Annotated in this window: 18 protein-coding genes and 1 pseudogene; 13 read left to right on the top strand and 6 right to left on the bottom strand. The window is 41.7% G+C overall.

Translation table 11 applies throughout. The annotated features are described in order from the left end of the window. The coding region (locus GJV22_RS21630; RefSeq protein ID WP_205461999.1) for a tyrosine-type recombinase/integrase at positions 1–832 on the top strand (832 nt) is incomplete at its 5' end. A gap of 87 nt (positions 833–919) precedes the next feature. On the opposite strand, the gene GJV22_RS21625 is transcribed toward GJV22_RS21630, so the two are convergent. Next, positions 920–1,132: a transposase gene (locus tag GJV22_RS21625; protein WP_163718622.1), complete on the bottom strand. Its 213-nt coding sequence runs from the start codon at positions 1,130–1,132 to the stop codon at positions 920–922. Between the two features lie 269 nt (positions 1,133–1,401). Here GJV22_RS21625 and GJV22_RS21620 point away from each other — a divergent pair, with 269 nt between their 5' ends. The 12 genes and pseudogenes from GJV22_RS21620 (at position 1,402) to GJV22_RS22460 (ending at position 17,570) form a co-directional block, all read left to right on the top strand. Next, positions 1,402–2,040: an RNA polymerase sigma-70 factor gene (locus GJV22_RS21620; RefSeq protein ID WP_163718620.1), complete on the top strand. Its 639-nt coding sequence runs from the start codon at positions 1,402–1,404 to the stop codon at positions 2,038–2,040. A 125-nt stretch (positions 2,041–2,165) separates the two neighbouring features. Next, positions 2,166–3,206 carry a FecR family protein gene (locus GJV22_RS21615; RefSeq protein ID WP_163718618.1) on the top strand — a complete coding sequence of 347 codons (1,041 nt, stop codon included), beginning with the start codon at positions 2,166–2,168 and terminating at the stop codon, positions 3,204–3,206. Between the two features lie 127 nt (positions 3,207–3,333). Next, entirely contained in the window at positions 3,334–6,819 is a 3,486-nt protein-coding gene (locus GJV22_RS21610) for a TonB-dependent receptor (protein ID WP_163718616.1), read from the top strand. Between the two features lie 11 nt (positions 6,820–6,830). Further along, the gene (locus tag GJV22_RS21605) at positions 6,831–8,567 is read left to right on the top strand and encodes a RagB/SusD family nutrient uptake outer membrane protein (protein WP_163718614.1); all 1,737 of its coding nucleotides are present in this window, start codon (positions 6,831–6,833) and stop codon (positions 8,565–8,567) included. Positions 8,568–8,600: 33 nt separating this feature from the next. Then, positions 8,601–9,779 (top strand): DUF4960 domain-containing protein, encoded by a 1,179-nt coding sequence (locus GJV22_RS21600; protein WP_163718612.1) that lies wholly within the window; start codon positions 8,601–8,603, stop codon positions 9,777–9,779. A gap of 90 nt (positions 9,780–9,869) precedes the next feature. After that, positions 9,870–12,134 (top strand): GH32 C-terminal domain-containing protein, encoded by a 2,265-nt coding sequence (locus tag GJV22_RS21595; protein ID WP_163718610.1) that lies wholly within the window; start codon positions 9,870–9,872, stop codon positions 12,132–12,134. 4 nt (positions 12,135–12,138) lie between these two features. Beyond that, positions 12,139–13,701, top strand: coding sequence for a glycoside hydrolase family 32 protein (locus GJV22_RS21590; protein ID WP_163718609.1), 1,563 nt, complete (start codon positions 12,139–12,141; stop codon positions 13,699–13,701). A gap of 30 nt (positions 13,702–13,731) precedes the next feature. Then, a pseudogene (locus tag GJV22_RS21585) lies at positions 13,732–15,093 on the top strand (sugar porter family MFS transporter); the annotation flags it as partial. Positions 15,094–15,100: 7 nt separating this feature from the next. After that, positions 15,101–15,976, top strand: a complete 876-nt coding sequence (locus tag GJV22_RS21580; RefSeq protein WP_163718604.1) for a carbohydrate kinase family protein — start codon at positions 15,101–15,103, stop codon at positions 15,974–15,976. 332 nt (positions 15,977–16,308) lie between these two features. Continuing rightward, entirely contained in the window at positions 16,309–16,872 is a 564-nt protein-coding gene (locus tag GJV22_RS21575) for a glycoside hydrolase family protein (RefSeq protein WP_163718602.1), read from the top strand. A gap of 135 nt (positions 16,873–17,007) precedes the next feature. Beyond that, entirely contained in the window at positions 17,008–17,433 is a 426-nt protein-coding gene (locus tag GJV22_RS21570) for a glycoside hydrolase family protein (RefSeq protein ID WP_163718600.1), read from the top strand. After that, positions 17,433–17,570, top strand: a complete 138-nt coding sequence (locus tag GJV22_RS22460; RefSeq protein WP_394367558.1) for a hypothetical protein — start codon at positions 17,433–17,435, stop codon at positions 17,568–17,570. Before GJV22_RS21570 ends, GJV22_RS22460 begins: the two co-directional genes overlap by 1 nt. Before the next feature lie 158 nt (positions 17,571–17,728). On the opposite strand, the gene GJV22_RS21560 is transcribed toward GJV22_RS22460, so the two are convergent. The 5 genes from GJV22_RS21560 to GJV22_RS21540 form a co-directional block, all read right to left on the bottom strand. After that, positions 17,729–18,628: a phospholipase A gene (locus tag GJV22_RS21560; protein ID WP_163718635.1), complete on the bottom strand. Its 900-nt coding sequence runs from the start codon at positions 18,626–18,628 to the stop codon at positions 17,729–17,731. Between the two features lie 104 nt (positions 18,629–18,732). After that, positions 18,733–19,392: a GTP pyrophosphokinase gene (locus tag GJV22_RS21555; protein WP_163718598.1), complete on the bottom strand. Its 660-nt coding sequence runs from the start codon at positions 19,390–19,392 to the stop codon at positions 18,733–18,735. A 364-nt stretch (positions 19,393–19,756) separates the two neighbouring features. Beyond that, positions 19,757–21,103 (bottom strand): TolC family protein, encoded by a 1,347-nt coding sequence (locus tag GJV22_RS21550; RefSeq protein ID WP_163718596.1) that lies wholly within the window; start codon positions 21,101–21,103, stop codon positions 19,757–19,759. Between the two features lie 14 nt (positions 21,104–21,117). Continuing rightward, a complete protein-coding gene (locus tag GJV22_RS21545; RefSeq protein ID WP_163718594.1) occupies positions 21,118–24,243 on the bottom strand; it encodes an efflux RND transporter permease subunit in 3,126 nt (1,041 codons plus the stop codon). A 17-nt stretch (positions 24,244–24,260) separates the two neighbouring features. Beyond that, the gene (locus tag GJV22_RS21540; protein ID WP_163718592.1) at positions 24,261–25,304 is read right to left on the bottom strand and encodes an efflux RND transporter periplasmic adaptor subunit; all 1,044 of its coding nucleotides are present in this window, start codon (positions 25,302–25,304) and stop codon (positions 24,261–24,263) included. Positions 25,305–25,336 lie beyond the last annotated feature (32 nt).

Here is a 25,336-nt window from a genome sequence, read left to right as displayed (position 1 = left end):
TCGAAAATTTGTTCTCAGCCAAAAAAGAATAATAAAAGAGGAGGATCTACCTAAGAAGTATTCTATTAACTATTTCGGATCCTTGATAAAATGCATCAAACATGTCATGACTGTGGCTGGTTCAGGTGGAAGGGCGAAATTGCATAACAACACAGATTACAAAAATTCTGATTTCAAGGTCCAATCAGAAACTGCAGACACCGTCTACCTTAGCCTTGATGAATTAAAAGCAATCCATGCCTGGCAACCAACAGTCTACAACATCTCTGAAGTTATCAAAACACCGAATGTTGAACTCCGAATGAGAGCAGTCAAAGCGATGACGATCGCTAAAAACAAGTTTTTGATCGGAGCATTCACAGCCCTTCGGGTAAGTGATTTCAACCGGCTCAGTGAAGTAAACACCCGGGAGAAATTCATCCGTATAAAACCCAAAAAGGGAACCAGAAAGAATGAAGATGTCGCCATTCCAATTCACCCGGTAGTCGGCGAAATTCTTAAATCAGGCTTTGAGATTACGACTCCAATAAGCGATCAGAAACTCAATAAACAGATCAAACAAGTCTGCCGATGTATTGGAATCAATGATTTAGTAAGTGTCAGTCGAACGGAAGGCAATGAACTGGTTGAACGCAACCAACAAAAGTGGGAGTTAATCAGCACCCACACTGCTCGTAGATCCGGTGCAACAAACATGTACCTGGCAGGTATACCTTCTATCTCCATCATGAAAATTACTGGCCACAAAACAGAAAAGTCATTTTTGAAATATATCAAGATCAGTCAGGAAGAGAATGCGAGGCTATTGGCTGGACATAAGTTCTTTCAATAAAAAGTCCTTTCTTATTGTATAGATCTAATTTGATAGTGCGACGTACTCATTAAATTGTGATGGAGATATGTCCCGATTGGTCTGACGTTAAACAATCTGCTTGAGTTTGCGATTCTCTTCTTCCGACTCTTTTAAACGTTTGAGTTGTGAAGAATCCATACCTGCATACTTCTTGCGACAGTTGTAAAATGTGGCTTTCGAGAGACCATATTCTCGGCACAGCACTTGGGCATCAATGCCGCTTTCAAATTCCTTTAAGAACTTGGCGATCTGACTTTCTGCAAATCGTACTTTTTTCATCTTCTTTTTCGACTGCTTAAAATTAATAATTTGTCTAATTTTATACTGTCCTATTTTCAGGTAAGGCTACAAGCCAAATTTGTTTAATTTTTAATAGCGTCCCGATTTTAATGGGACACTAGTGGTGACTTATAAATCAAGAACCGAATTACTCAGTAGTATACAACCTAATCGCTGTCGTTCTATAAAAAAGAATATTCAACTTTCAGTGGTGAGTGTTTGCTTTCTCTCACAAAATTGTACTTTCGTATGTAGTCTAATTACCGTTGATGGCCAAACATAAAATAGATATCTCCAGTCCTGATCACATATTGCTCCTTGAGCTCAAGGATGGAAACAGCAAGGCATTTGACGTTATCTTTCGCCGTTACCACGACAATCTTTGTCGCCTTTCCTATTCATTTATTCACGACGCTAATATGTCTCAAAATCTGGTGCAGAATGTATTCATCAAATTGTGGGAACGGCGTTTCATTATCGGGAAGATCGGTAATCTGGGAGGTTATCTGACAGTGATGACCAAAAATCAAATAGCAGATTATGTTTCGGATCATAAAAAGCATCATCTCAACGCTGAATTAAACATTAGTATCGCTGATCATTCAACCGAAAATGAGATTTTGGGGAAGGATTTTGAAGAGAGGTTGGTGGTTGCTTTGGCGAAACTCCCCCCCAGATGTAAACAAGCTTTTGAATTGAGTCGCTTTGAAAATATGAGCAACAAAGAAATTGCCCGGGCGATGAATATTTCCGTAAAAGGAGTAGAAGCTCTTATCGGCAGATCGTTAAAGTTTTTACGAACGGAATTAAGTGAATTTCTGCCATCATCAGAATTTCCAAAACAAAATCCAATACTCTTCTTTTTGCGAATTACTCGGAATTTTTTCTGGCGTCAAAATATCACATAAATCTCTGTCGTGATGATCATTAGTAATACAAAAAGGTCGAACAAACAAAAGAATAAACAACAATTTTCAATTTGTATGTAGGGTTTTAACTCACTTTTAGAGTCAGTAGGGCAAAACACTCAAAAATGCCTACGACATCAGATCATATTTATGAGATTATTGCCCGAAAATTAACGGGAACAATTTCGACCGAGGAGTCTCAGTCTCTGGACAAATGGATTTCGGAAAGCCTTAAAAACCAGATCGAATTCGAGGATATCCAAATCCTCTGGAACAAGACCGGCAAATTTCGAATACCATCCCAATTGGATCAAAATGCAGCCTTAACCCAGATACATCAACGCGCTGATATAAAATCACCTAAAACACTCCGTCTAAATATACTTTATCAGGCTGCTGCCATTTTAGTTTTGGCGGTTATATTGGCGGGCACTTACAATTACTTCTTCTCCACCCCAAAAGCGCCTACTGAATATTACGAAAAAGTGTTTACTGCTGCGGGAACAAGAACACATGTCGATCTGCCCGATGGTTCAAAGGTATATCTCAACTCCGGAAGTTCACTACGTTTTTCTAACCGGTTTACATCGAAAAAGCAACGAAGGATCGAACTAGACGGCGAGGCTTATTTCGATGTTGCCAAAGATCATGAGCACCCTTTCATTGTTCAGGCCGGCCCCATTGAGGTGAAAGCGCTGGGAACTGAATTTAATGTCGATGCTTACAATAAAGATCATTCAATAGACGTGGTTCTATTAGAAGGTAAAGTTGCGATCAGTGATTCCAACAAGGCAACAGAAAAGGCACTAATGACATTAGAGCCCAATGAAAAGGCCCATTTCAATGTAAAGGAAAATAAGATCAGTAAAGAGAAAACCTATGAACTAGAAAAGTATGTAGGCTGGATCGACGGGAAAATGGTGCTTATGGACGATCCCATCCAGGATGTAATGCAAAAACTGGAAAACTGGTACAATGTAGACATCCGTCTGGAAGACCCGCAACTAAGCAAATATCGTTTTACAGGTACTTTTATTAATGAATCGGTCGAAGAGATACTCCACACATTTAGTTTGACGTCTCCTTTAAGCTATGAAATTACACCTGCTCAAAAAGACAGCCAGGGAAGATATACAAAACGAATTATAAAACTTAAAATGAATTGAATGGGAACCTAACTGAAGAAAATGTATAACAAAAAACAGGAAGGTGTACCACCACCCTCCTGTTCGAGAATGTCTGCTACCAACAGACATAAAAATTGAGTTTAAAAAAATTAAACATTTCGAATTTATGAAAAAATCAAACATGAATGGAATACTTCATCGTATTCTTAGAACTAAAGTTCTGTTTATTATGAAACTAACGACTTTCTTTTTCCTTTTATCCACCTTTACACTCCTTGCATCCGGGACTTATTCCCAATCCAAAACATTTACAATTGCAAGGCAGAACACATTAATTAAGGACGTATTAAGCGAGATCGAAGACCAAAGTGGATACTTTTTTATTTACAACAATGAGTTTGTTGATGTTTACCAACGGATTGATATCGACGTAAAAGAACAATCTATCAACAACTTGCTTGACCGAATTTTTGCAGATCAGAATATTCAATACCGAATTGAAAATCGGAAAATTATTTTATCGCCAAGTTCATCACTCAAGCGCCTACAACAAAAACAACAACAGGAATCTGTTAACGGTAAGGTTACCGACTCAAATGGTGCCCCTCTTCCCGGCGTGACTGTGGTGCTCAAAGGAACCGTAACAGGAACGATCACCGACTTCGATGGAAACTTCAGCATAGGATCGGTCCCCGACGATGCGACAATCGTTTTTTCGTTCGTGGGTATGAAATCACAGGAAATAGCGGTTGCAGGGCAATCGCGTATCAATGTCGTTCTCGAAGAGGAGTCAATCGGTTTGGAACAAGTTGTTGTTACAGGTTACCAAACACAGAGAAAAGCAGATTTAACAGGTTCTGTCGGTGTTGTTGATGTGGAAGAGATCAAAGAAATTCCGACAGGAAATGCAGTAAAAGCTTTGCAGGGACGTGTTGCCGGAGTATATATTACAACCGATGGAAATCCAGGTTCATTCGCAACAGTTCGTATTCGTGGTGGTAGTACGCTTAACAACCAGGACAACAATCCGCTTTACGTAATCGACGGTGTACCTACAACCGGAGGTATCGAACAGCTCAACCCGAATGACATTGAAAATATGCAGGTGTTGAAAGATGCCTCTGCTGCCAGTATTTATGGTTCGCGCGCGAACAACGGCGTTATTTTAATTACGACCAAAAAAGGGAAAGAAGGCGTAACAAAAATTGAATTTAGCTCTTACCTGACCGTACAAGAGTATGCCAATAAGATGGATGTGCTTAACACCGAAGAAAGAGCGTTTGTATACTGGCAAGCGGCTGTGAATGACGGTTCAAATCCTAATAAATCGTCTCTATACCAGTATGTTTGGCATACAAATGGAAATGGAACGCCTATCCTTGACAAAACCCTTTATCCTGAATTTATTGATGTAGGATCGGGGCAAACTATGCGCCCAGCAGATACGAACTGGTATGATGAGATTTCTCAACAATCTCTAATTCAATCTTACAACTTCACCTTGTCGAACGGTAGCGATCGCGGCCATTCTTTATTCTCTTTGAATTATTATGACCACGACGGGATCATCAAGGAAACAAATTCAAACAAAATTACCGCTCGAATAAACTCAGACTATAAAGTACTTGGTGGCAAGTTACTAATTGGAGAAAACTTATTGGTTTCAAGAGTTAATAACGTTGAAATCCCTGGAGATGTAATGTATCTGGCGCTGGTGCAACAGCCAATTGTTCCCGTACATTCCATTGATGGAGGCTGGGGTGGCCCTGGTCGCGGAATGACTGACCGCCACAATCCTGTTCGATTAATCGATCAGAACAAACAAAACAATCGGAAGTCAGCACGTATTTTTGGAAATATGTATGCCGATCTTGAGGTTATAAAAGGCTTGAACCTCAGATCAAGTTTCGGTATCGACTATAATGAAAGCTATTTGAGGAAGATGGATTATAGTTATACATCAGGTTTCTTAAATAGTGATATTAACCGGGTAACGACTTCACAATCGCACAATATCTCCTGGACCTGGTCGAACACCTTGAATTATAAATTCAAAAAAGGGAAACACGATTTCGACATGGTGATCGGTACAGAAGCCATCAAATACCAAGATGAATGGTTCTATGCCATCAAACAAGGTTTCGAGTTGGAAGACCCGGATTATATGTTTCTGGATGCGGGTACTGAAGGCGCACAAAACGGCGGTGGTGGTTCCGGAAATTCCTTGTTTTCCTACTTTGGGAAAATCAACTACGTCTATAACAATAAATACCTGGCATCGGTTACCGTACGCCGCGACGGGTCTTCTCGTTTTGGCAAGGAAAATCTTTATGGTACATTTCCTGCATTTTCTGTCGGTTGGAGACTAAGTGAAGAAGGTTTCTTCAAAGAAAGCCTTCCTGCATTTTCAAACCTGAAACTTCGAGCCGGCTGGGGAATTACCGGTAATCAATCTATTGACAACGGAGGTATTTATTCTATTTATCGATCCGACTATGGTATCGATCCAACATGGGCTTTTGATACGGGTACAGCTTATGATATAACAGGAGCAGATACCGGCACTTTACCTGCAGGATTTAGAAAAGTTAGCAACGGAAATCCGTTCCTAAAGTGGGAGGAAGCAAATCAAACCAACTTCGGCCTTGACTTCGGCTTATTCAACCAGGCGTTGTACGGTAATGTTGATTACTTCTTTAAAGAGACCAAGGATATCCTGACAAATCCCCCTTTCTTAGGAGCAAAGGGAGAAGGAGGTGATCAATGGATGAATGGCGCGACCTTGGAGAACACCGGTATTGAACTGGTTCTTGGATACAAAACCAAGCTCACCAAAGATCTGACAATGGATCTGACAGCCAACATTTCATCATATAAACGAAAAGTAACCTACCTGCCTGAAAGTGTGCTAACTGGCTATCCGGGTGATCCGTCAACCGGCAAAAGTGTATTAGGCCACTCTGACCTGATTCATTTCGGATATATTGCCGACGGGCTCTTCCAAAACCAACAAGAAGTTGACAACTATGCTGATCAACCCGGAAAAGGAATAGGCCGTATTCGATACAAAGATATCGGTGGGCTGGATGCCGATGGCAATTTTGTTTATGAGCCAGATGGTATCGTAAATGACTATGACCGAACTTTTATTGGTGATCCAAACCCTGATTTCATCTATGGATTTAATGCCAGGTTTGAGTACAAAGGATTTGATGTGAACATGTTTTTTCAAGGCGTATACGGTGCCGATGTTTACAATGAACACAAACACCTTACCGACTTCACATCAATCTGGTCCGGAACAAATTATGGTGCAAGAACATTGGATGCGTGGACCCCGGAAAACACGGATTCGACTATACCAATGCTGTCATTGACCGATTCTAACAATGAAAACAGAGCCTCATCATATTTCATTGAAAACGGTTCTTATCTCAAAATGAGAAATCTGCAATTAGGTTATAACATTCCTGCCCGGCTAACGCAACAACTTAATTTAAGTTCAGCACGGGTTTATTTACAAGGTCAGAACTTATTCACTTTAAAAGATCGTAAAGGTGCAGACAAATTCACCGGCGTTGATCCCGAATCGCCTGGCTTTGCTTATCCGAATCCAACGAGCTATACAATCGGTATTAATCTAACATTCTAGAAACAAGAACTATGAAAAATATACAGAAATTTATATTTGCAGCACTGCTTATATCTTCAGGATTTCTTTTTTCCTGCAAAGATTCTTTCCTGGACATGGCTCCCAAAAGCATCATAAGCAAGGATCTTTTAAAAACCCCGGATAACGCAGAAGCAATGGTAATTGCCGCTTATGCAGAATTGGGCAACGATCACTATACTGCACCAAACTCTTTGTGGCCCTATGCCGACAATACCAGTGGCGACTCGTACAAAGGTGGTGATGCTACCGGCGATATTGCCGAGTTTAACCAAATGGAGTTATTCTCTATCCTTCAACCCGACAATCCCATGCTTGACCAGAAATGGTACCGTTTATATGTGGGAATCAGTCGGGTAAACGAAGCCTTGGGGATAATCAACGACCTCAGCGAAGATGAGTATCCGCAGAAAGTTGAACGTCAAGCCGAATTGCGTTTCCTGCGAGGACATCATTATTTTATACTAAAGACCATGTTTAAGTTTGTGCCATGGATCGATGAGGAAGTCCTGAAAAATGACAGTTATAATGAAGTTTCCAATCGTGCTTTCACAGATCAGGAGCTATGGGGAAAAATTGCTGATGAATTTAAGTTTGCAGCCAACAACCTGCCCGAAACACAAGCAGACAAAGGACGGCCAAACAAATTTACAGCGATGGCCTACCTCGCAAAAACGAGCTTATACCAATCCTACGAACAGGATGATCAGAACAATGTTACCTCTATCAATTCCTCAAAATTACAGGAAGTAGTCTCATTGGTTGACCAGGTAATTGGATCAGGGCAATATGCTCTATTTGCTGATTTTGGTTATAATTTCCTGTGGGATTATGACGTCTCCAGCACTGAATCTGTATTTGCCATTCAACGCTCAATTGATGACGATACTCCCAAAGGGCGTTTGGACTGGGGAAATATGTTGAATTACCCAATGAATCCGGAATACGGTTGCTGCTGGTTCCATATTCCAAGCCAAAACCTGGTAAATTCGTTCAAAACAGATGCCGATGGCCTTCCTCTGTTCAACACATTTAACAATGCCGACGCGAGTTCTGGTTCTGATTTCTTCGATAATTCATTTGACCCTCGTCTGGACCATACGGTTGCCATTCCCGGGCACCCCTGGAAATATGATCCTCAATTTGTCTATGAAGATTCCTGGACTCGTTCACCACAGATTTATGGTTATTTTTCTTCACTGAAAGAAAACCAGTCCCCCAACTGCCCTTGTTTCCAGAAAGTTCCTCCATTTATGGCCAGCTCCAAAAACACAGACATCATCCGCTACGCCGATGTGCTCTTGTGGAAAGCTGAAGCATTGATAGAGCTGGGACGTCAGGATGAAGCACTGCCGATTATCAACGAAGTTCGTCAACGTGCCATCAACAGTACCGAAATGCTGAAAGATGCCAGTGGGTTCCCTGTTTCAAATTACAATATGGATACTTACAAACCAGGGGATAATTGCACCTGGACACAAGAATTTGCAAGACAAGCATTACGCTGGGAAAGACGCATGGAGTTCGCTATGGAAGGAATTCGATTCTTCGACTTGGTTCGATGGGGTGTTGCTGCTGAATACCTCAACAACTATTTTGCTACTGAAATGACCAAGCGGGAATACCTTAAAGACGGCCATTTTACGAAAAATAAAAATGAATATTTCCCGATTCCACAGCAGCAAATAGATTTCAGTAAAGGCTTGTACGAGCGAAATCCAGGCTGGTAACAGACAGGTTGTATAACTAAAACAGTAAATAAAATGAAAAAACATATAACACAAAGCTTACTCTTCTTCTTCCTGGCAGCAATTCTTGCGACGTCATGCGAAGACGAATACAAGAGCAATATGAATTTTGATTACGATGTAACCATCAAAAGCTTTTCCGTCGAGGGTATAGTAGGAGTTATTGATGAAAAAAATAAAACAGTAACCGTAACTGTTGAATCGAGTGATAATATTGATGTGTCTGATATAAGTCCACAAATTGTAATACCTGAGGGAGCAACAATTACTCCGGAAATTACGTCCAATATGGACTTTACAAGTCCGATAGACTTCACTATTGTGAATGGCAACATCTACACAAAATATACAATCATCGTTTCCGAGAAATTTTATTTTGCGTTCCTCGGCGAACCGTCAAGCGTATCTGCCATGACCATTATGGATGACCAAAAAGCGGCTGAATGGTTCCTTGCAAAATACCCGGATGGCGAATATGTAAGTTTCAGTAAAATTGCTGATGGAAGTGTGGATTTGAGCAAGTATGATGCAGTTTGGTACCATTCTGACCAAGGAACACGTGAGGGCAATGAAACATCACAAGCGTTAACAGGTGTAGCAGACAATCCTGAGATTGTGAGTAAGCTGAAAGAATACTACGACAATGGAGGGAATATCCTACTCACCAGCTATGCCGGATCGTTAGTTGATGAACTTGGAGTCGTTAGTGACGCTATGCATGCACCCAATAACGCCTGGGGAGATACAGAAGCTAACCCTGAATCCGCAAACTGGGGAGACTGGGATTTAAAATGGTACACTGATCCGGATAGCCCGCTGGCATCAGGCTTAAGTTATAAAGATGATGATCCAACGAAGTTCATCATGCTGCCTAACGGTGTGGCCCGTCGGAATCGAACCAATCAGTACAATTTAGCCGATTGGACGATCTACTCTGCTGGAGGTTCAACTATCCCGGAACGAGTCTCGTACTTCGAAACAGTGAACAGCTGCAAAGTTCTGGTGACGAACTGGAATAGTGAAGAAATTAATATGGTTCTGTGGGACAAACACGATGGGAAAGGAACAGTAATTTTTATTGGCTCCGGAACCTATGACTGGTATGCCGAGAACGATGTTGAAAATACGGCTGGAAACCGCGAAAAACTAACATCCAATAGTTTGAATTATTTGTTTTCTCAATCGAAAAATTGAGTATGAAAAGAACGGCAGAAGGCGCCTATGTAGCAGCTCCTTCTGTCTGTTCTCCTTCAAAAAAAGCTATGAAAATTGAAATCTAAGAATATGAAATTTTTATCTACTTCTGCACTTGGACTGTGTTTATTCGGAATGAGTTTCGGAACGAAGGCACAGGATTACAGCGAACAGTATCGTCCGCAGTTTCATTTCTCCCCTGTAACCGGCTGGATCGGCGACCCCGACGGAACGATAAAATTCAACAATTTATATCATCTTTTTTGGTGGGGACACGCTGTATCTGAAGACTTGGTGTACTGGACCGAATATCCATGGCCTATGTTGGGAGGAGATTCAACATTCGACTATTACACGGGTTCTGTAGTTGTAGATACCGCAAATACGGCTGGCTTTGGTTCAATTGATGACACCGTTGCTGTTGCCATTTATACCATGCACAACAAAACAACGAATATTGAAACGCAGGGCATTTCAAGCAGTACAGATTCAAATTTCAAATATTTCGACTATAACAACAATAACCCTGTTATTCCATCCAGTTCAAACGACTTCAGAGACCCTTCCGTATTTTGGGACAGTCAACTCAATCGCTGGGCTATGGTAATTACTCGCCCCGGTGAACATCAAATTGAGATTTATAGTTCACCCGATTTGAAGAGTTGGACCAAACAATCAAGCTTTGGCCCGTTAGGAGCACGTACCGGTGGTTGGGAAGTCCCCGATCTTTTTCAGCTTCCATTAGATGGCGATTCAAATAATAAAAAATGGGTAATGATTTGTGGTATGGGGCCGAACAGAGGGCAATATTGGGTGGGTGACTTCAATGGAACTAATTTTACCCCAGATGCAACATCCTCCGCTTATTTAAAGAATGGTACCGGAATTCCCGGCGAAGTATTTGAAAATTTTGAAAGCACTGGTTACGGCAGCTGGACTGTTGAGGGAACAGCCTTCGGCACAGCCCCGGCTAACGGAGCATTGTCTGGTCAGATGGACGTTTCCGGTTATTTGGGTGACTACTTAGCGAATTCGTTCAATGGCGGAGACGCAACAACCGGGAAACTGAGTTCTCCAAGTTTTACCATAACCCGGAAATTCATCAACTTTCTGATTTCAGGAGGAAACCACTCCGAGCTTACTTGCATCAACCTCGTCATAAACGGAGCAACCGTTAAAACGGTTACGGGCGATAATTCAGAGCAATTGAAATGGTACGGGTGGGATGTCAGCGATCACATCGGAGAAACGGCGACCCTCGAAATCGTTGATAATTTTACCGGAGGATGGGGACACATTAATGTAGATCAAATCCTTTTTTCCGATATTCTGACTGATCAACGATATGAGCACGCCAACTGGATTGATTACGGACCAGATTTCTACGCTGTAAGAACATACCGCAACTACGATGCAAATGACAACCGAACCCTATGGCTTGGCTGGATGAACAACTGGGAATATGCTAATAGCATCCCAACATCATGGGGTGGAAGTACGGGAGAATCGATTCCCCGGGAGATTGAACTAATCAGTACAGATCAGGGCTATAAAATTCGCCAGCACCCCATTCCTGAACTCCAAAAACTCAGACAAAACGAAGTTAACTTCACCAATAAAACGGTAGAGGGTACTGTTGGCCTTAATGAATTCACGCCTCAGAAAAACACATACGAAATTGAGGCAAGCTTTGAGGTAACTCCGGGAACTAGTCAAAAAATTGGCTTCAACCTTTGTACTTACGGAACGCAAAAACTGGTCGTTGGTTTTGATGAAAAAACATCCAACGTATTTGTCGACAGAAGAACTTGCGGCTATGTCAACTTCGATGCTGACTTTCCCAAAATAGTTTCAGCTCCGGTAAAACTGACTTCAAATGAAATCAAATTCCACATTTTCATTGATCAACTTTCTGCAGAGGTGTTTATCAATGACGGTGATGTCGTATTAACTTCTTTGATTTTCCCCAACCCGAATTTTCAAAAAGGAATTGAGGCATTTGCCGAAAACGTCCCGGCGACTTTGAAAAGCTTCTCTGCTTGGGAACTCAAATCGATTTGGGACACAAACCCATCCACCGGAATTTTTGACCGTAAAAGCAATTTGAATAATCAACTGAAGCTTTATCCCAATCCGGCAAAGGATAAAATAACGATTGAGTTGAATTCAGATAAGTATAAAACCTCTACCATCAAAATCATTAACCTACAAGGACAGGAGATCAGAGCTGTAAACGAGAGCATTTCCGGGAATTACCGTTCAATGGATATTCACAATTTAACCCACGGATATTACATAGTACAGGTATCATCCGGTACCGAACAGTTCTGCCAACCTTTTCTAAAAGTAAATTAACAACATGAACAAGATCTTTTTTCACCTGGTAACCATCGCATTATTTGCGATGGCATGTAACCGGTTTGATAAAATAACAACTACCGATATGCGTGAATCATATCGTCCACAGGTTCATTTCTCACCCGACAGCATGTGGATGAATGATCCTAATGGAATGGTTTATTACAATGGCGAATATCATCTATTCTATCAATATTACCCCGACAGCACAATTTGGGGACCGATGCACTGGGGACATGCTATCAGTACTGATTTGGTTCACTGGGAACCAATGCCGATAGCCCTGTACCCGGACTCACTTGGCTGGATTTTTTCGGGCAGTGCCGTTGCCGACGTCAGTAATACCTCCGGTTTGGGGACAGAAGAAGATCCGCCGCTAGTTGCTATTTTCACCTACCATAACCGTCCATTGGAAGACGCAGGGTGTGATACTTTCCAGTACCAAGGACTGGCATACAGCATTGACAAAGGCCGTAGCTGGACAAAGTACGATCATAACCCAGTGCTGCCCAACCCGGGAATACGAGATTTTCGCGACCCGAAAGTTTTTTGGTACTCCGAATCTAACCGCTGGATGATGATCCTGGCTGTTCAGGATCACGTGAGTATCTATTCCTCTCCCAACCTTATTGACTGGACCTTTGAAAGTAATTTTGGGGAAGGCACCGGTTCTCAGGACGGTGTTTGGGAGTGCCCCGACCTGTTTCCCATGCAGACTGGGGATACCACCAAATGGATTATGATGGTCAGCGTCGGATCCGGAGGGCCGAACGGAGGCTCAGCAACTCAGTATTTCGTTGGTGACTTTGACGGGCACACCTTTTCTCGCGAAGGAACCAAGACAAAGTGGGTCGATTACGGCAAAGACAACTACGCCGGGGTAACCTGGTCGAATATTCCGAAAGAAGACGGACGTCGGCTGTTCATCGGCTGGATGAATAACTGGCAATATGCAAATCAAATTCCTACAGGTAAATGGCGCGGAGCAACAACCATTGTCCGTGAGCTGGAAATGGTTGAAGTTTACAACGATTATTTACTTATTTCAAAGCCAGTAGGAGAGCTCAAAACTTTACGTGACAAAGAGGAACAGTTGAAACCTGAACTCATTTCGGGTGAAATGGAAATTAAAAAGACATTTGAGTTTCCGCTCGAAGTCAGCCTGCATTTTAATACAAAAAATTCTTCTGCAATGAATTTCGCAGAACGATTTGGTATTGAATTTTACAACAAAAAAAACGAAAAACTGCTGATTGGTTACGATAATCTGAACAAACTTTTCTTCATCGACCGTACCGGAGCCGGCTGGGAAAGCCCGAATAAGGAATTTGCCGGAATTCATTACGCTCCTTATATCAATAGCGATCCAATTCTGGATATGCACTTGATCATTGACAGGTCTTCGGTGGAGTTGTATGCCAAAGGAGGGTTAGTTGTAATGACCGAACAATTTTTCTCAAGGGAGCCCTTTACCACCATCAGTCTTTTCGCAGAACGTGGAGAAATTGAGTTGGGTGAAGGAAAAATATGGCCGTTAAACAGCATTTGGAATAAAGGCAAGTAGGAAAATCGAAACACAAGAAATAAAACAAAATCAATGAAAAATAAGACTCAAAATACTTCGGGCTACCTCTATTGGATAACCTTTGTAGCTATCAACGGCGGCTTGCTGTTTGGATTGAACATGGCGGGCATTTCCGGTGCTGTAGATATGCTGAAAAGCGAATTCTCGCTGACTGATAGCGGACTCGGCACAGTGGCTGCGCTACTTACCTTCGGCTGTCTAATCGGCGCCCTGTTTACCGGAAACTTTACCAAGAAATATGGACGTAAAAAAGTGATGTTGGCTACAGCCGTTCTATACATCCTCTCGGCCTTGGGCTGCGCCTTTGCCGAATCTTCAGTAGTCCTCATCATTTTCCGTGTTCTCTCAGGACTGGCTGTTGGTGCAACCTCGGTAGTCGGGCCAATGTACATTTCGGAAATATCACCCGCACACAGTCGCGGCCGACTGGTTTCAATGAACCAGTTTGCCATTACTATCGGCATTGTGCTGGCTTATATTTTCGACTACCTGCTTATTGGGCTGGGTGATGATAGTTGGCGGTTCATGCTGGCCGTTCCTGCATTGTTCGGTGCCTTCTATTTGTTCTTCATCCTGGTTTCCTTCCCCGAAAGTCCTCGCTGGCTAATATCAAAAAATCGAAATGTCGAGGCGGGAGCCATCATGCTGAAAGTTGGTGGAGAGGCTTTAATCGAAAGTGAGCTTCCCCAAATGGAAAAGATCATCTCGGAAGAAATGGCGAAAGAAAAATTGAAAATCTCCGAGTTGTTTAAAGGGAAAACTGGAAAAATCGTACTCATCGGAACTCTTATTGCCGCCTTGCAGCAAATTACCGGTATCAATGCAGTAATCATGTTTGCCCCCGAAATTTTCAAAGCAGCCGGCTCTGCCAAAGGCGATTCAATGATGCAGTCCATGATTGTGGGATTGGTGAACTTTTTAATGACCATTGTTGCCCTTTGGTTGGTGGATAAAAAAGGACGTAAAACATTGCTGTTGTGGGGTGCTGTTGGGATGACGGTCTCGCTGGCTTACCTTACCTGGGAATTCACCAAACCTGTACAGTATGGCCCCGGAGTATTGACCGCATTGTTGGTCTACATTTCCTTTTTTGCTGCTTCATTTGCCCCCGTTATGTGGGTAATTATTTCAGAGATCTATCCCACCCGAATTAAAGGATTGGCCATGTCATTTTCAACCGCGGTAAGCTGGTTGTGCACCTTCCTGACGGTTTACTTCGCACCGGTTATTCAGGGCGGATTAGGGTTAAGCTACCTGTTTGGGATTTTCGGAATTTTCAGTGTCATCGCATTCATATTTGTAAAATTCTGGATCCCGGAAACTAAAGGAAAGTCACTGGAACAAATTGAAAAAGAATTGGGACTTATTTAATCAAATTATGGAACAAAAATCATTAGTTATAGGAATAGGAGAATTGTTGTGGGATGTGTTCCCTGATCACAAACAAATGGGTGGGGCTCCTTGCAACTTTGCCTTTCATGTATCCAAACTCGGACTCGACAGTTTAGCTATCAGCTCCATCGGGCATGATGAGTTGGGAGACGAAATCATCAAAAAGCTCGACAACATTGGATTAAGATATGATATTCAAAGACTTGACCATATCACCGGGATTGTACAGGTTACCTTGAGTGGCGATGGCATTCCCCATTATGAAATTTGTCAACCTGTCGCCTGGGACTTTATTGGGATGAAGCCGGAATATGCAGAAATTACAAATCAGACCATTGCTGTTTGTTTTGGTTCATTGGCACAGCGTAGTATAGTTTCCCGGGCAACTATTCGTGCTTTTATCCGACAGGTGCCCGATTCGGCACTAAAGGTATTCGACATTAATCTACGTCAGCGATTTTACTCTGAAGAATTGATTCAAGAGTCGCTGAAACTTTGCAACGTCTTAAAAATAAATGACGAGGAAATAAAAATAGTGGCTGACATGTTTGGACTGGATGGTACTGACAAGGAGAATTGCATGACCATACTTGAACAGTTCAATCTAAAACTTGTCGCACTGACCTGCGGTACTAACGGCAGCTACCTGATCACTTCTGAGGAATCCAGCTTCCTGGAAACTCCAAAAGTTAAAGTTGCCGATACGGTTGGCGCTGGCGATTCATTCACTGCAGCCATCGTTGTCGGCATGCTCAACAGAAAACCGTTAAAGAAAACCCATCAAATGGCCGTGAACCTGTCAGCCTTTGTGTGCAGCCACCATGGCGCTATGCCCGAATATAATGGAAAATTGGTTTTTTAGTTAGATACGGATCTTAGATCCCTTAAAGCAAGAGAGGCTGTCTTTTTATTCCTCCGACAGCCTTCTCTTTTTAGCTTCTCTCGAAAAAAAGAGGCGGCAAACAAGACTTTGCCAGCCAAACTCATTGTCCCTAATTTTTACTTAATCATAAAATCTAAACTATGAAAAGAGAAAGAATCTTTCTGCCTATTGGAATCATTGTTGCAATTTAGGGATGTTCCAAAGAAAAACTATACAACGAAGAAAAACAACCTCAAAATTCAGATCCTCAGCTAAAATCAGCCCTAAACTGCACTCAAAAACCGGAAGAAACCGATTATTCAATTTTCTACATGTGCAGTGACGATTATCGGATCGGCGACGTAATGCCTTTCTATAACCCTGACAATTCTAAATTTTACACGTTCTATTTAAAAGATACTTGGAACGATGGAATCAACGAACGTCATCCTTGGTACGCTGCGAAGACGTCTGACTTTTGCTCTTACAAAGAACTTAAACAAGCTGTACTGACCTGCAGCAATGAAGGTTGCGAGCAGGATTTTGCACTCGGCACTGGATGTATCGTCAACAAGGGAGGCACATATTACGCCTTCTATACCGGACATAATCCCAATTATCCTTCGGAATGTGTTACCAGAAAAGAAGGAATTATGATGGTAGGAACTAAGAGCATCAATCAACCATTTAGCAAGGAAAATTCATTTCCAGCTATTTACCCTCCTACTGGATTAAGTTATGATAAACAAAGCAATTGGAGGGATCCATTCGTCTATCACAATCCTGACGATTCAAAATACTATATGGTCTTGTCTGCCCGTAAAGATGTTAATGGTACCTGGAAAGGTGTCATTCCTTATTTTTCATCATCAGATCTTTTTAACTGGACTTATTAAGGCTTTTTATACGACGGTGATAATTCAAATTTCTTCATGATGGAATGCCCCGAATTATTCAAACAGGGAGACTTTTATTATCTGTTATTCTCTGATTATGATACTAAAAACATTTACTACCGAAAAAGCAACTCTATGTTTGGCCCATGGTCTGAACCTACCGGATATTCTCGGTTCACCGGTAAAGGCACTTACGGAGCCAAAACAGCCGCAGACCCTTTCGACCGCTATTTATTTGGCTGGACCAATGTTAATGACGGTGATACAGACTATGGTTATAAAAAGTGGGGCGGAAATTTAAATGTACACAAACTTGTGCAATTGCCTGATGGCGACCTAAAAATAACGATTCCACATACCGTTGAAAACTATCTTTTTCAGGAAGAACAAGAAATCGTGCAGGACAGCCAGTGGGGTAACGTAAGCCTGATAGACGAAAACAATTCGTACCGCATTGTAAGTCCCGGTGACTGGGATGTATTCAATGCTATTTTTGAGCTAATCTCACAGAAATCGGGAACATTGCTTCCGCCTCCATTTTTGCTGCACTGGATGATTTAGTGCAATCCGGAAGACTGAGAACGAACGATAAGATTTTGCTTTTGGTGCCGGAGAGTGGACGGTTTTCGTATGGAACGGCGCTGCTGCCTGTTGAATCGGGCGACCATCAAAATGGATTGCCAGACAAATGCAGATAGCATTTTCACATCAGCCCTATCTGTTTTTTTTTAGTCGGGAGTTTCGGGGACTCCTCAAAAGACTTTCTCTTCACCCAATGGAAGCTGCACCAAATCATGATCAGATAATACCATTTCAGTTCTGTAACTACATATCCGGAATTAACTTTGGGTATTTGCTAAAACAAATTCCGCATTGGAGGTTTAATACAAATCCCCATCCTGACCATTGAGGTATATTGATTATACTCGAGGAGGCTCTCCCCGGCCCCATTATACCACTGTACAAATAAGTATTGATTTGCTTTTTGATTCACCTTAAAACTAAGCTCTAATTGCAGATTGACACCTTCAAATTTTTTCCTGGGGTTAATAATCGAAGTAAGCCATATACGGTCATTTATACTCCTGTAATTTATTGCAATCATTCCATACCCGCGATAATTTAACAAGTCTGGGTTATCACTGCCAATCCAACCGGCCCAGAACTTCGCGTACAAAGTAAAACAAGGGTTGTAAAAATAGGTACCTGTAAATACAAAGTAATTCCAACTACGAGACTCCAAGCTATCGCCTCTACCGTTAGATTCATGTTCAAACGCCATGATTCCTACCCCTCCAAGTTTATTATTGGATATTATCGGTGTGACCACAGCAAGTCCCGGATTGTAATTATTATCGGCAAAAGGAGAAGACTTTTGATAAATATCCCAGAATGACTTTTGTGTATAGGTAAGCATCAAAATTGAATTCAATGGAAGAACACCTTTGGCCAATTTTTGACGGATGCTAATCTGGAATTTCGCATCGGCGGTATATTGATTTACCTTTTTGTTTGTTGAAATTCCGGAAATAAAATAATTGTCTTTATACAGTCCAAAATTGGGCTGTTCGTCAACTATACCCGGGATTTTATTTTGATCAACGTCAAGGTACATTGATTTTGTAATGTCAACTTTACTTGTATCTAACTGGGTTTCCCATAGTACTTCGACCTCTTTTACTTGTGCCGACACGATATTATGCACAGAAAAACAAAAGACTGCAAGGACCAGCAATTTATAGATTATCTGTATCATTCCACCGGATCTTACATTAAAACAGCATCTACTTGACATACTACTTCAGTTTACTTATTCGAAATTCCCTATGCGACAAACTAAATCTAAAAACGCTCTTCTCTTTATTTAATGACCAGGTTATAAAGGCCTTGCATTCGTGCATCAATATTAGCTATTGCCTCTGCACAGTCTTTTAATTCAGTTGCTATTTCCCCTTCTTTTTCATTACGATATTTATAGAAGAGATGATGTTCCAATGATGCCCAAAAATCCATAGCTATCGTTCGTAATTGAATCTCAACATTCACATATTCTGTTCTAGTCGATAAAAAGACTGGTACCTTCACAATGAGATGATAGCTGCGATAACCATTCGATTTTGGTTCCTTTACATAGTCTGAAATACGCTCAATTTTAATATCAGTATGAGATGCGATAAATTCGGCAACAAGATAGATATCATCGATATAAGAGCATATCACCCTGACACCAGCTATATCTGTCAGATTTTCCCTGGCAGACTGAATATTCACATTATACCCTCTCTTACTCAATTTTTCGATAATACTTGTTGGTGTTTTTACGCGGCTTCTTATCTGCTGAATTGGGTTATACTCTTTATTGTATTTGAAATCTTCATTCAAATTATCCAACAAAGTTGTCACTACCCGCGTTGCTCCCAAGTACAGATTTTCTGTTTTGAGGAATGCGTTGATCGTCTCGACAATATCTTCAGGAACGCTTCTGAGCTTTAGCTCTTCAATTATATAAGAACTTTTCATAATCAGATTTTTTTTTCTTTTTAAGATTCAAATAATTAGAAAAGAGGTCCCCATTCGAAAAGAACACGAACGGGGAAACTCTAACTCAATTACTCCTGTTTTCTGTTTTCATATTGCGGAGCTTTAAGGCGACAAAGTTTATTAGGAGATTTCACGTCCTTCCCTTAATGTTTGTAAGTAAAATCTCCAACTGGACTACAAACACACCACCAAACCCTTTTAAATGAATCAATTACAACCCAACCCCTTTTCTTTTCAAATTCATTTAATTGCAGCGGCCTTTATATCAATTATTTTTCTGGCGTATTTGGTATCCAAACCAAGTCTAATTTTACCAGGCCATTCGAAATCGAAACCCGAATTGTTACCTCCCGGTGACTTGTAAATAGTTCGTTACCGCTACTTTATATTGACTTTTAACTTCAATCAGTTTATCCTCTGTTTCCGCTTTCAACGCTCTTGCTTCCAATAAGTCTGATAATTGGATTAAGCCATTGTTGTAACTATCTTGATTGACTTTCAGGTTTTCGGTGGTTTGTTCCAGAGTTTCTTCAATCAAATGCAATTTGTCGTTAGCTTCCTTCAAATCAGTCCATCCTTTCACCATTTGCACATTCAGCATCCCTTTTTTATCCTCCATTGAGTTTTGCGACATCTCCTCCCTGAATTTCATTTCCCTCAGTTTGTGCTTACCTCCCCACCAATCCGAAATAGGTATAGACACGGAAGCATAAGCCATCCCGTTAAAACTGCCATCGACGTTATCTTCGAACTGGTCTGTATAAACACCCGCCACGCCGACGCCTACAGAGGGCATATAGTCCCCCTTTTTCATCTTAGTTTGCAGTTTCGAAGCTGTTACCGAATTTTCCAAAAGCCGGTACTCAGCCCGATTAGACATAACTTCATCATTGTGTACGAAATATGTTTCCGGAACCGAATAGTCGTCGAGATTGCCTTCCAACACTATTTCAGGACTATATTCTATTCCAATAGTCTGGCACAACTGCATCAGGGCGATTTTCCAGCCATTTTTCAATTGGGTTTTGTTTACCTGTAATTCGCTTTGTTTGATGCTTATTTTCAGAAGGTCATTTTTGATAACAAGACCGTTTTGGTATGCATTATTAACCTGAACATAGAGTGTATCCAGAAACTCAATATAATTATCAAGGGTTTTCTGCTTTTCCTGGATGGTGATCACCTGCCAGAACTCCCTTTCCGTAGTCAGCAAAACTTCGTTCTCCGACAACTTTAATTGGTTTTCCTTTACAGTAATATTCAGTTTACTAAAGTCATTACCAGTCCTGATTTTTCCACCTGCATACAGTGGTTGTTCGATCGTCAGGTTACCAACGGCAATCTGATTTAGCATGCTTATATCTGCACTTGGCATATAGGCAAATTGCGTAGCGCTGCCCAGATTGGCAGGATTCCCGTCGTATACAGGAAGATTTCCGCCATCCACATGCGCCTCCAGAAGAGGGTCAATTGCCTTCATCGCCAAAGCGGAAGCACTCACATTGGGAAAATAGTTGGTTAACGCATTTTTTTTGATTTCGTGGGCTGCCTGCAGATCCAGGTCGCTATTCTTCACATTACTATTATTCTGCAAAGCCAATAGTTTGCTTTTTTCCAATGTAAGGTTCGTTTGGGCATGCCCGTAAAGAGAAATAACCAACATTAACATTACTATGATAATTCTTTGCATTGTCTTTTGAATTTTTAGATTGTCGTTTCTTTGGATTCGTAGCTTTTTTTTGCATCTGCATTTCGATATGCCACCGAATAGAGGAGTGGAAGCATGATTAAAATGAACGCCATGGAAATTAACGTTCCGAAACAGATAACGGTCCCCATCGGTCCCCAAAGCGGGCTTTTGCTGATAATCATTGGGATTACCCCCATCGATGCAGCCAGTGAAGTAAGCAAAATAGGTCGCATTCGCCTTTCTCCGGCTTTTATACAAGCTTCAATTACCGGGATATTGCCGCTATGCCGTAGTTCCTCGATATAATCGTACATGATAATACCGTTCCTTACGATGATACCAATCAAGCTTACCAAACCAAGTACCGATGTCATACTAAACTCCATGTTCATTATCATTAATCCTATAGCCGCTCCAAGGAAACAGAATGTTGTCGATGCGAACACCAATGAAGCCAGGCCAACGCTTTTGAAATGAAAAACCAGAATAAAGAAGATTATTGCCACTGCAATAAGTAACCCACTAATAATCTGCGGTGAAGTATCGTCGTTATTTTCTTTTACCCCCCCATATGTTACTTTTATGTTTTTGCTTTTGAATTCATCTGAAAAGTTGCGAACCAATTTTTCCACTTTTGCCTGCGTCGCTCCAACCCTTTTGCAACGTTTCAAATCCATAAAAATCGATATGGTACGCACACCGTTCCGACGTACTATCTGTCCTTCATGCCAGTTCGTAGTAACGGTAGCAATTTGTCGCAACGGCACGGTAACAGCAGGCGGAATCATGCCGGATACATATTCATCTTCCACTTCACTTGCAACCGGATCTTTTTGTTCCCATTTTGATTTGAGAAACACGGGAACCTGATAATCATTTTCCCAAACAGTTGTAACAGGCAAGCCACCAAAGCGTGCAGCCAATCCAACACCCAACATTCCTTCGGTGATACCCAACCGGTTGGCCTCCACCGGGTCTAAAGTAATCTGTACATCGGGCAATATCTCTTCGTAATTGGTATATATCCGCAATGGCTCATCCAATTCGCGCGCTGCTGCCTGGACTTTAGCCGCTTCTTCTTTCAAATCAGTAATGTTGTCTCCGCTTAACCGAACTTCGATGTCGGCCAGAACGTCGCTACTCTGGTAATCCATTTGACGGAACTTCACATAGGCGCTTGGATAATGGTAGGCGTACTTGGTCGCATATTCGTCCAATACTTCCACCGTAGCTTCGTTCGATACTGTGTTTACAATAAACTGGGCAAAATTAGGACCACCGATCTTGGGTGCATAAGTAGTTTGGAAACGAGGCGAACCGCTCCCCATGAAAATGGTAACAGACTTCACTCGCTCGTCCTTTCTAAGGATGTCACTCAAATCATTCGCAACAGCCGCTGTTTGATCCAATGAAGATCCCTGCGGAAGGGATATTTCTACTGCAAACTGGTTGCGTTCGGCAACTGGCATCAATTTCACCGGAATTTTACTAAATAGCGCAATACCAACTACAACTGAAATAATACCAATAAGAAACGTGATTTTGGAGTATCGAAATGCTTTTCCCAACACTTTATTATAGAAGGATTGTATATAATCCAGTAACGATTTTTTGCGCGGAGCATTTTTATCTTTCCCCGAATGCAACCCTTTTCTGATAAAGAGGTATTGCAGGAAAGGCACAAACATGACCGCTATTGCAAGGGAAATGCCCAATGTGATCAATATGGTCCAGGGGAACGCCTTTAGAAAGTCGAAAAATTGCCCTGTAAATGTGAGCAGAAAAGGGAAAAAGGTTATGCTGATAGCCAAAGTTGCCGAAAGAATCGCTTTAAAATATTCCCCGGCACTTTCGATGGCCGCCTCCCGGCGCGGTATTCCTTCATCCAGTTTTTCGAGGTAACTATCCACAATCACGATGGAATTATCCACGATCATTCCCAATACCACGATCAATGCAGCTAAGGTAACAGTGTTCAATTCTATACCAAAAGCAAACATCAAAGCCAGCGATATAAAAATCGTTATGGGAATTGTGGATGCGGCAACACCCGCAACACGAAGTGGCAATAAAGCCACCACAACCAAAACCACTGCAGCAATAGCGATACCCAGTTCTCTCAAAAAGGAGTTTATCGAGGCGTCCACCACGCGTGGCTGGTCGGCAATACGGAAAACCTTTACATCGTCAGGCAGGGATTTTTCAAAATCCCGCATAATCGCTTCAACATCTTTCCCATATTGCACAATGTTATACCCCTCTCGCATTTCAGTAGAAAGAACTAAACACTTCTTGCCGTTACTCAGGGTATAACTCTTTGGATCCGGATATTCGCGTACCACGCGTGCCACGTCTTTCAGACGGATTTGGTTACCTTGCGGATCTGAATATACAATTAGTTCTTCCAGATCTCTTTCAGAATCAAACGGACGGGTAACGTGGATAGGCACCAACATTTCATCATTGTCGATCTTACCCGATGGCCCGACCATCCCCTTTGCTGACAAAGTTTGGTACAGACTAAACAGGCTAATACCATAACTGGCAACTTTCTCCTTATCAATGTAAACACTCATCTGCTCCGTCTGTAAACCGTAGCGGCGCAAATTGGATACCGATTCCACGGTTCTGAGCTTATCTTCCAACGCTTCCAGATGGTCTTTCAGCTGACGGTATGTTTTCGTATCCGACTCCAATGCAATCAGCAACGCGGAGGTATCACCAAAATCGTCGTTTGCAACCAACTGAACTACGCCCGGAGGAAGTTGCGGTTTAAAGTTGGTCAATCCGTGTTTGATTTTAGACCAAACCTCATCCTTGTTGTTTACATCGTCATTCAGTTTTACATATACGAACACAATGCCATCCCGCGATTGCGAATAGGTAGCTTTTTTCTTTACTTGTTTGTAAGTAAACAGGAAGTTTTCCAATGGTTTTGCTACTTGTTCTTCCACTTCCTCGGAGGTGGCTCCCGGGTACACAGCCACGACCAATCCTTCGCGAATAGTAAATACCGGGAATTCCTGTTTGGGCATTTTGTACAGCGCAAACATTCCACAGATGATCAGTGAACCAACAAGTAAAAGCACAATCTTATTATATTTCATAGCCGTCGCTATGAATCCATTTTTTTCTTTCATTGCAAAAACTTGTTTTATTAATTAACTGACACTGCTGCTCCTGCACTGACATTTTGGTAGCCGGTAACAATCAACTCATCGCCTTCTTTTAGTCCACTTGCGACCTGTACACCGTTTCCGGCAAGATTGCTAAGTGTTACCTCCCTGCAGATTGCCTTATTTTGATTATCCTTTAGCCACACGAACCGTTTGCCCGAGAAGTCTACCTGAACCGATTTTAATGGTATAATGATGCTGCCATTCTGATTCCCGTCGTTGAGAACATAAACGCGACATACCATACCTGGCATAATTTTTCCAGTGGGATTATTGACTTTTACTTTAATGTCATAAGTATGGGAAATCGGGTTGGCAACAACTCCTTTTTCGATTATCACTCCTTCAAAAACTTCATTATTGAGCGCGGAAATTCTTACCTTGGATATGTCTCCTGTACTAATGTCCGAAATTTCACTTTCAGGAATAGCTGTTTTAATTTTCACGCTACTGATGTCCATGACATTGAAAATCGGCATACCGGCCATTACGTTGGCTCCCGTTTCAAGATAGCGTTTGCCTATTACCCCGGATTGCGGTGCGTATATATTGCAATCCTGAAGATTTTTTCTTGCAATAACTTCAGCTGCTTGTGCTTGTTCCAACTTAGTCTTTGCGTCTATGTACTGAATTTCCGGCAAGCTTTTGTTTTTGTACATAGCTGCCATACGCTTGAAAGCATCTTCAGCTTGTCTTAACCTTGCCGATGCCAATTCGTGCGCATTTTCTAATGTCGTAGTATTCAAATTTCCTAACAGTTGTTCTTTATCCACTTTTTCTCCTTCGTTAACACCAAGGTGTTCAACTGTGCCGCTGACAAGAAAACTCACATCGACTGATTTTTCACTTTCTACCGTACCAATATATTCCTGAGAATACCTATTATGATCATAAACAATTTTCTGTACCTTAACAGGAACCACTCTTGCTTCTTTTGGCTCTTGGGAAGATGTGCAGGAGAACACGGTTAAAATGACCGATAATATACTTATTTGCCGCAGCCTTGCTAATGATGACTTTTCCATAACTTATCTCACTTTTAATTTCATGCAGCAAA

It is taken from the genome of Mangrovibacterium lignilyticum, assembly GCF_010882175.1.
GTDB classification, from domain to species: Bacteria; Bacteroidota; Bacteroidia; order Bacteroidales; family Prolixibacteraceae; genus Mangrovibacterium; species Mangrovibacterium lignilyticum.
The sequence above is the reverse complement of the archived record's forward strand: the minus strand, read 5'-3'. Positions and strand labels throughout refer to the sequence as shown.

Excerpts from the sequence above, each read along its gene's own strand:
- GJV22_RS21545 (WP_163718594.1), bottom strand. The coding sequence starts at position 24,243 with ATGAAAGAAAAAAATGGATTCATAGCGACGGCTATGAAATATAATAAG.
- GJV22_RS21610 (WP_163718616.1), top strand. The coding sequence starts at position 3,334 with ATGAAAAAATCAAACATGAATGGAATACTTCATCGTATTCTTAGAACT.
- GJV22_RS21615 (WP_163718618.1), top strand. The coding sequence starts at position 2,166 with ATGCCTACGACATCAGATCATATTTATGAGATTATTGCCCGAAAATTA.
- GJV22_RS21560 (WP_163718635.1), bottom strand. The coding sequence starts at position 18,628 with ATGATACAGATAATCTATAAATTGCTGGTCCTTGCAGTCTTTTGTTTT.
- GJV22_RS21620 (WP_163718620.1), top strand. The coding sequence starts at position 1,402 with ATGGCCAAACATAAAATAGATATCTCCAGTCCTGATCACATATTGCTC.
- GJV22_RS21575 (WP_163718602.1), top strand. The coding sequence starts at position 16,309 with ATGTGCAGTGACGATTATCGGATCGGCGACGTAATGCCTTTCTATAAC.
- GJV22_RS21625 (WP_163718622.1), bottom strand. The coding sequence starts at position 1,132 with ATGAAAAAAGTACGATTTGCAGAAAGTCAGATCGCCAAGTTCTTAAAG.
- GJV22_RS21595 (WP_163718610.1), top strand. The coding sequence starts at position 9,870 with ATGAAATTTTTATCTACTTCTGCACTTGGACTGTGTTTATTCGGAATG.
- GJV22_RS21605 (WP_163718614.1), top strand. The coding sequence starts at position 6,831 with ATGAAAAATATACAGAAATTTATATTTGCAGCACTGCTTATATCTTCA.
- GJV22_RS21590 (WP_163718609.1), top strand. The coding sequence starts at position 12,139 with ATGAACAAGATCTTTTTTCACCTGGTAACCATCGCATTATTTGCGATG.
- GJV22_RS21555 (WP_163718598.1), bottom strand. The coding sequence starts at position 19,392 with ATGAAAAGTTCTTATATAATTGAAGAGCTAAAGCTCAGAAGCGTTCCT.
- GJV22_RS21540 (WP_163718592.1), bottom strand. The coding sequence starts at position 25,304 with ATGGAAAAGTCATCATTAGCAAGGCTGCGGCAAATAAGTATATTATCG.
- GJV22_RS21550 (WP_163718596.1), bottom strand. The coding sequence starts at position 21,103 with ATGCAAAGAATTATCATAGTAATGTTAATGTTGGTTATTTCTCTTTAC.
- GJV22_RS21600 (WP_163718612.1), top strand. The coding sequence starts at position 8,601 with ATGAAAAAACATATAACACAAAGCTTACTCTTCTTCTTCCTGGCAGCA.
- GJV22_RS21570 (WP_163718600.1), top strand. The coding sequence starts at position 17,008 with ATGTTTGGCCCATGGTCTGAACCTACCGGATATTCTCGGTTCACCGGT.
- GJV22_RS21580 (WP_163718604.1), top strand. The coding sequence starts at position 15,101 with ATGGAACAAAAATCATTAGTTATAGGAATAGGAGAATTGTTGTGGGAT.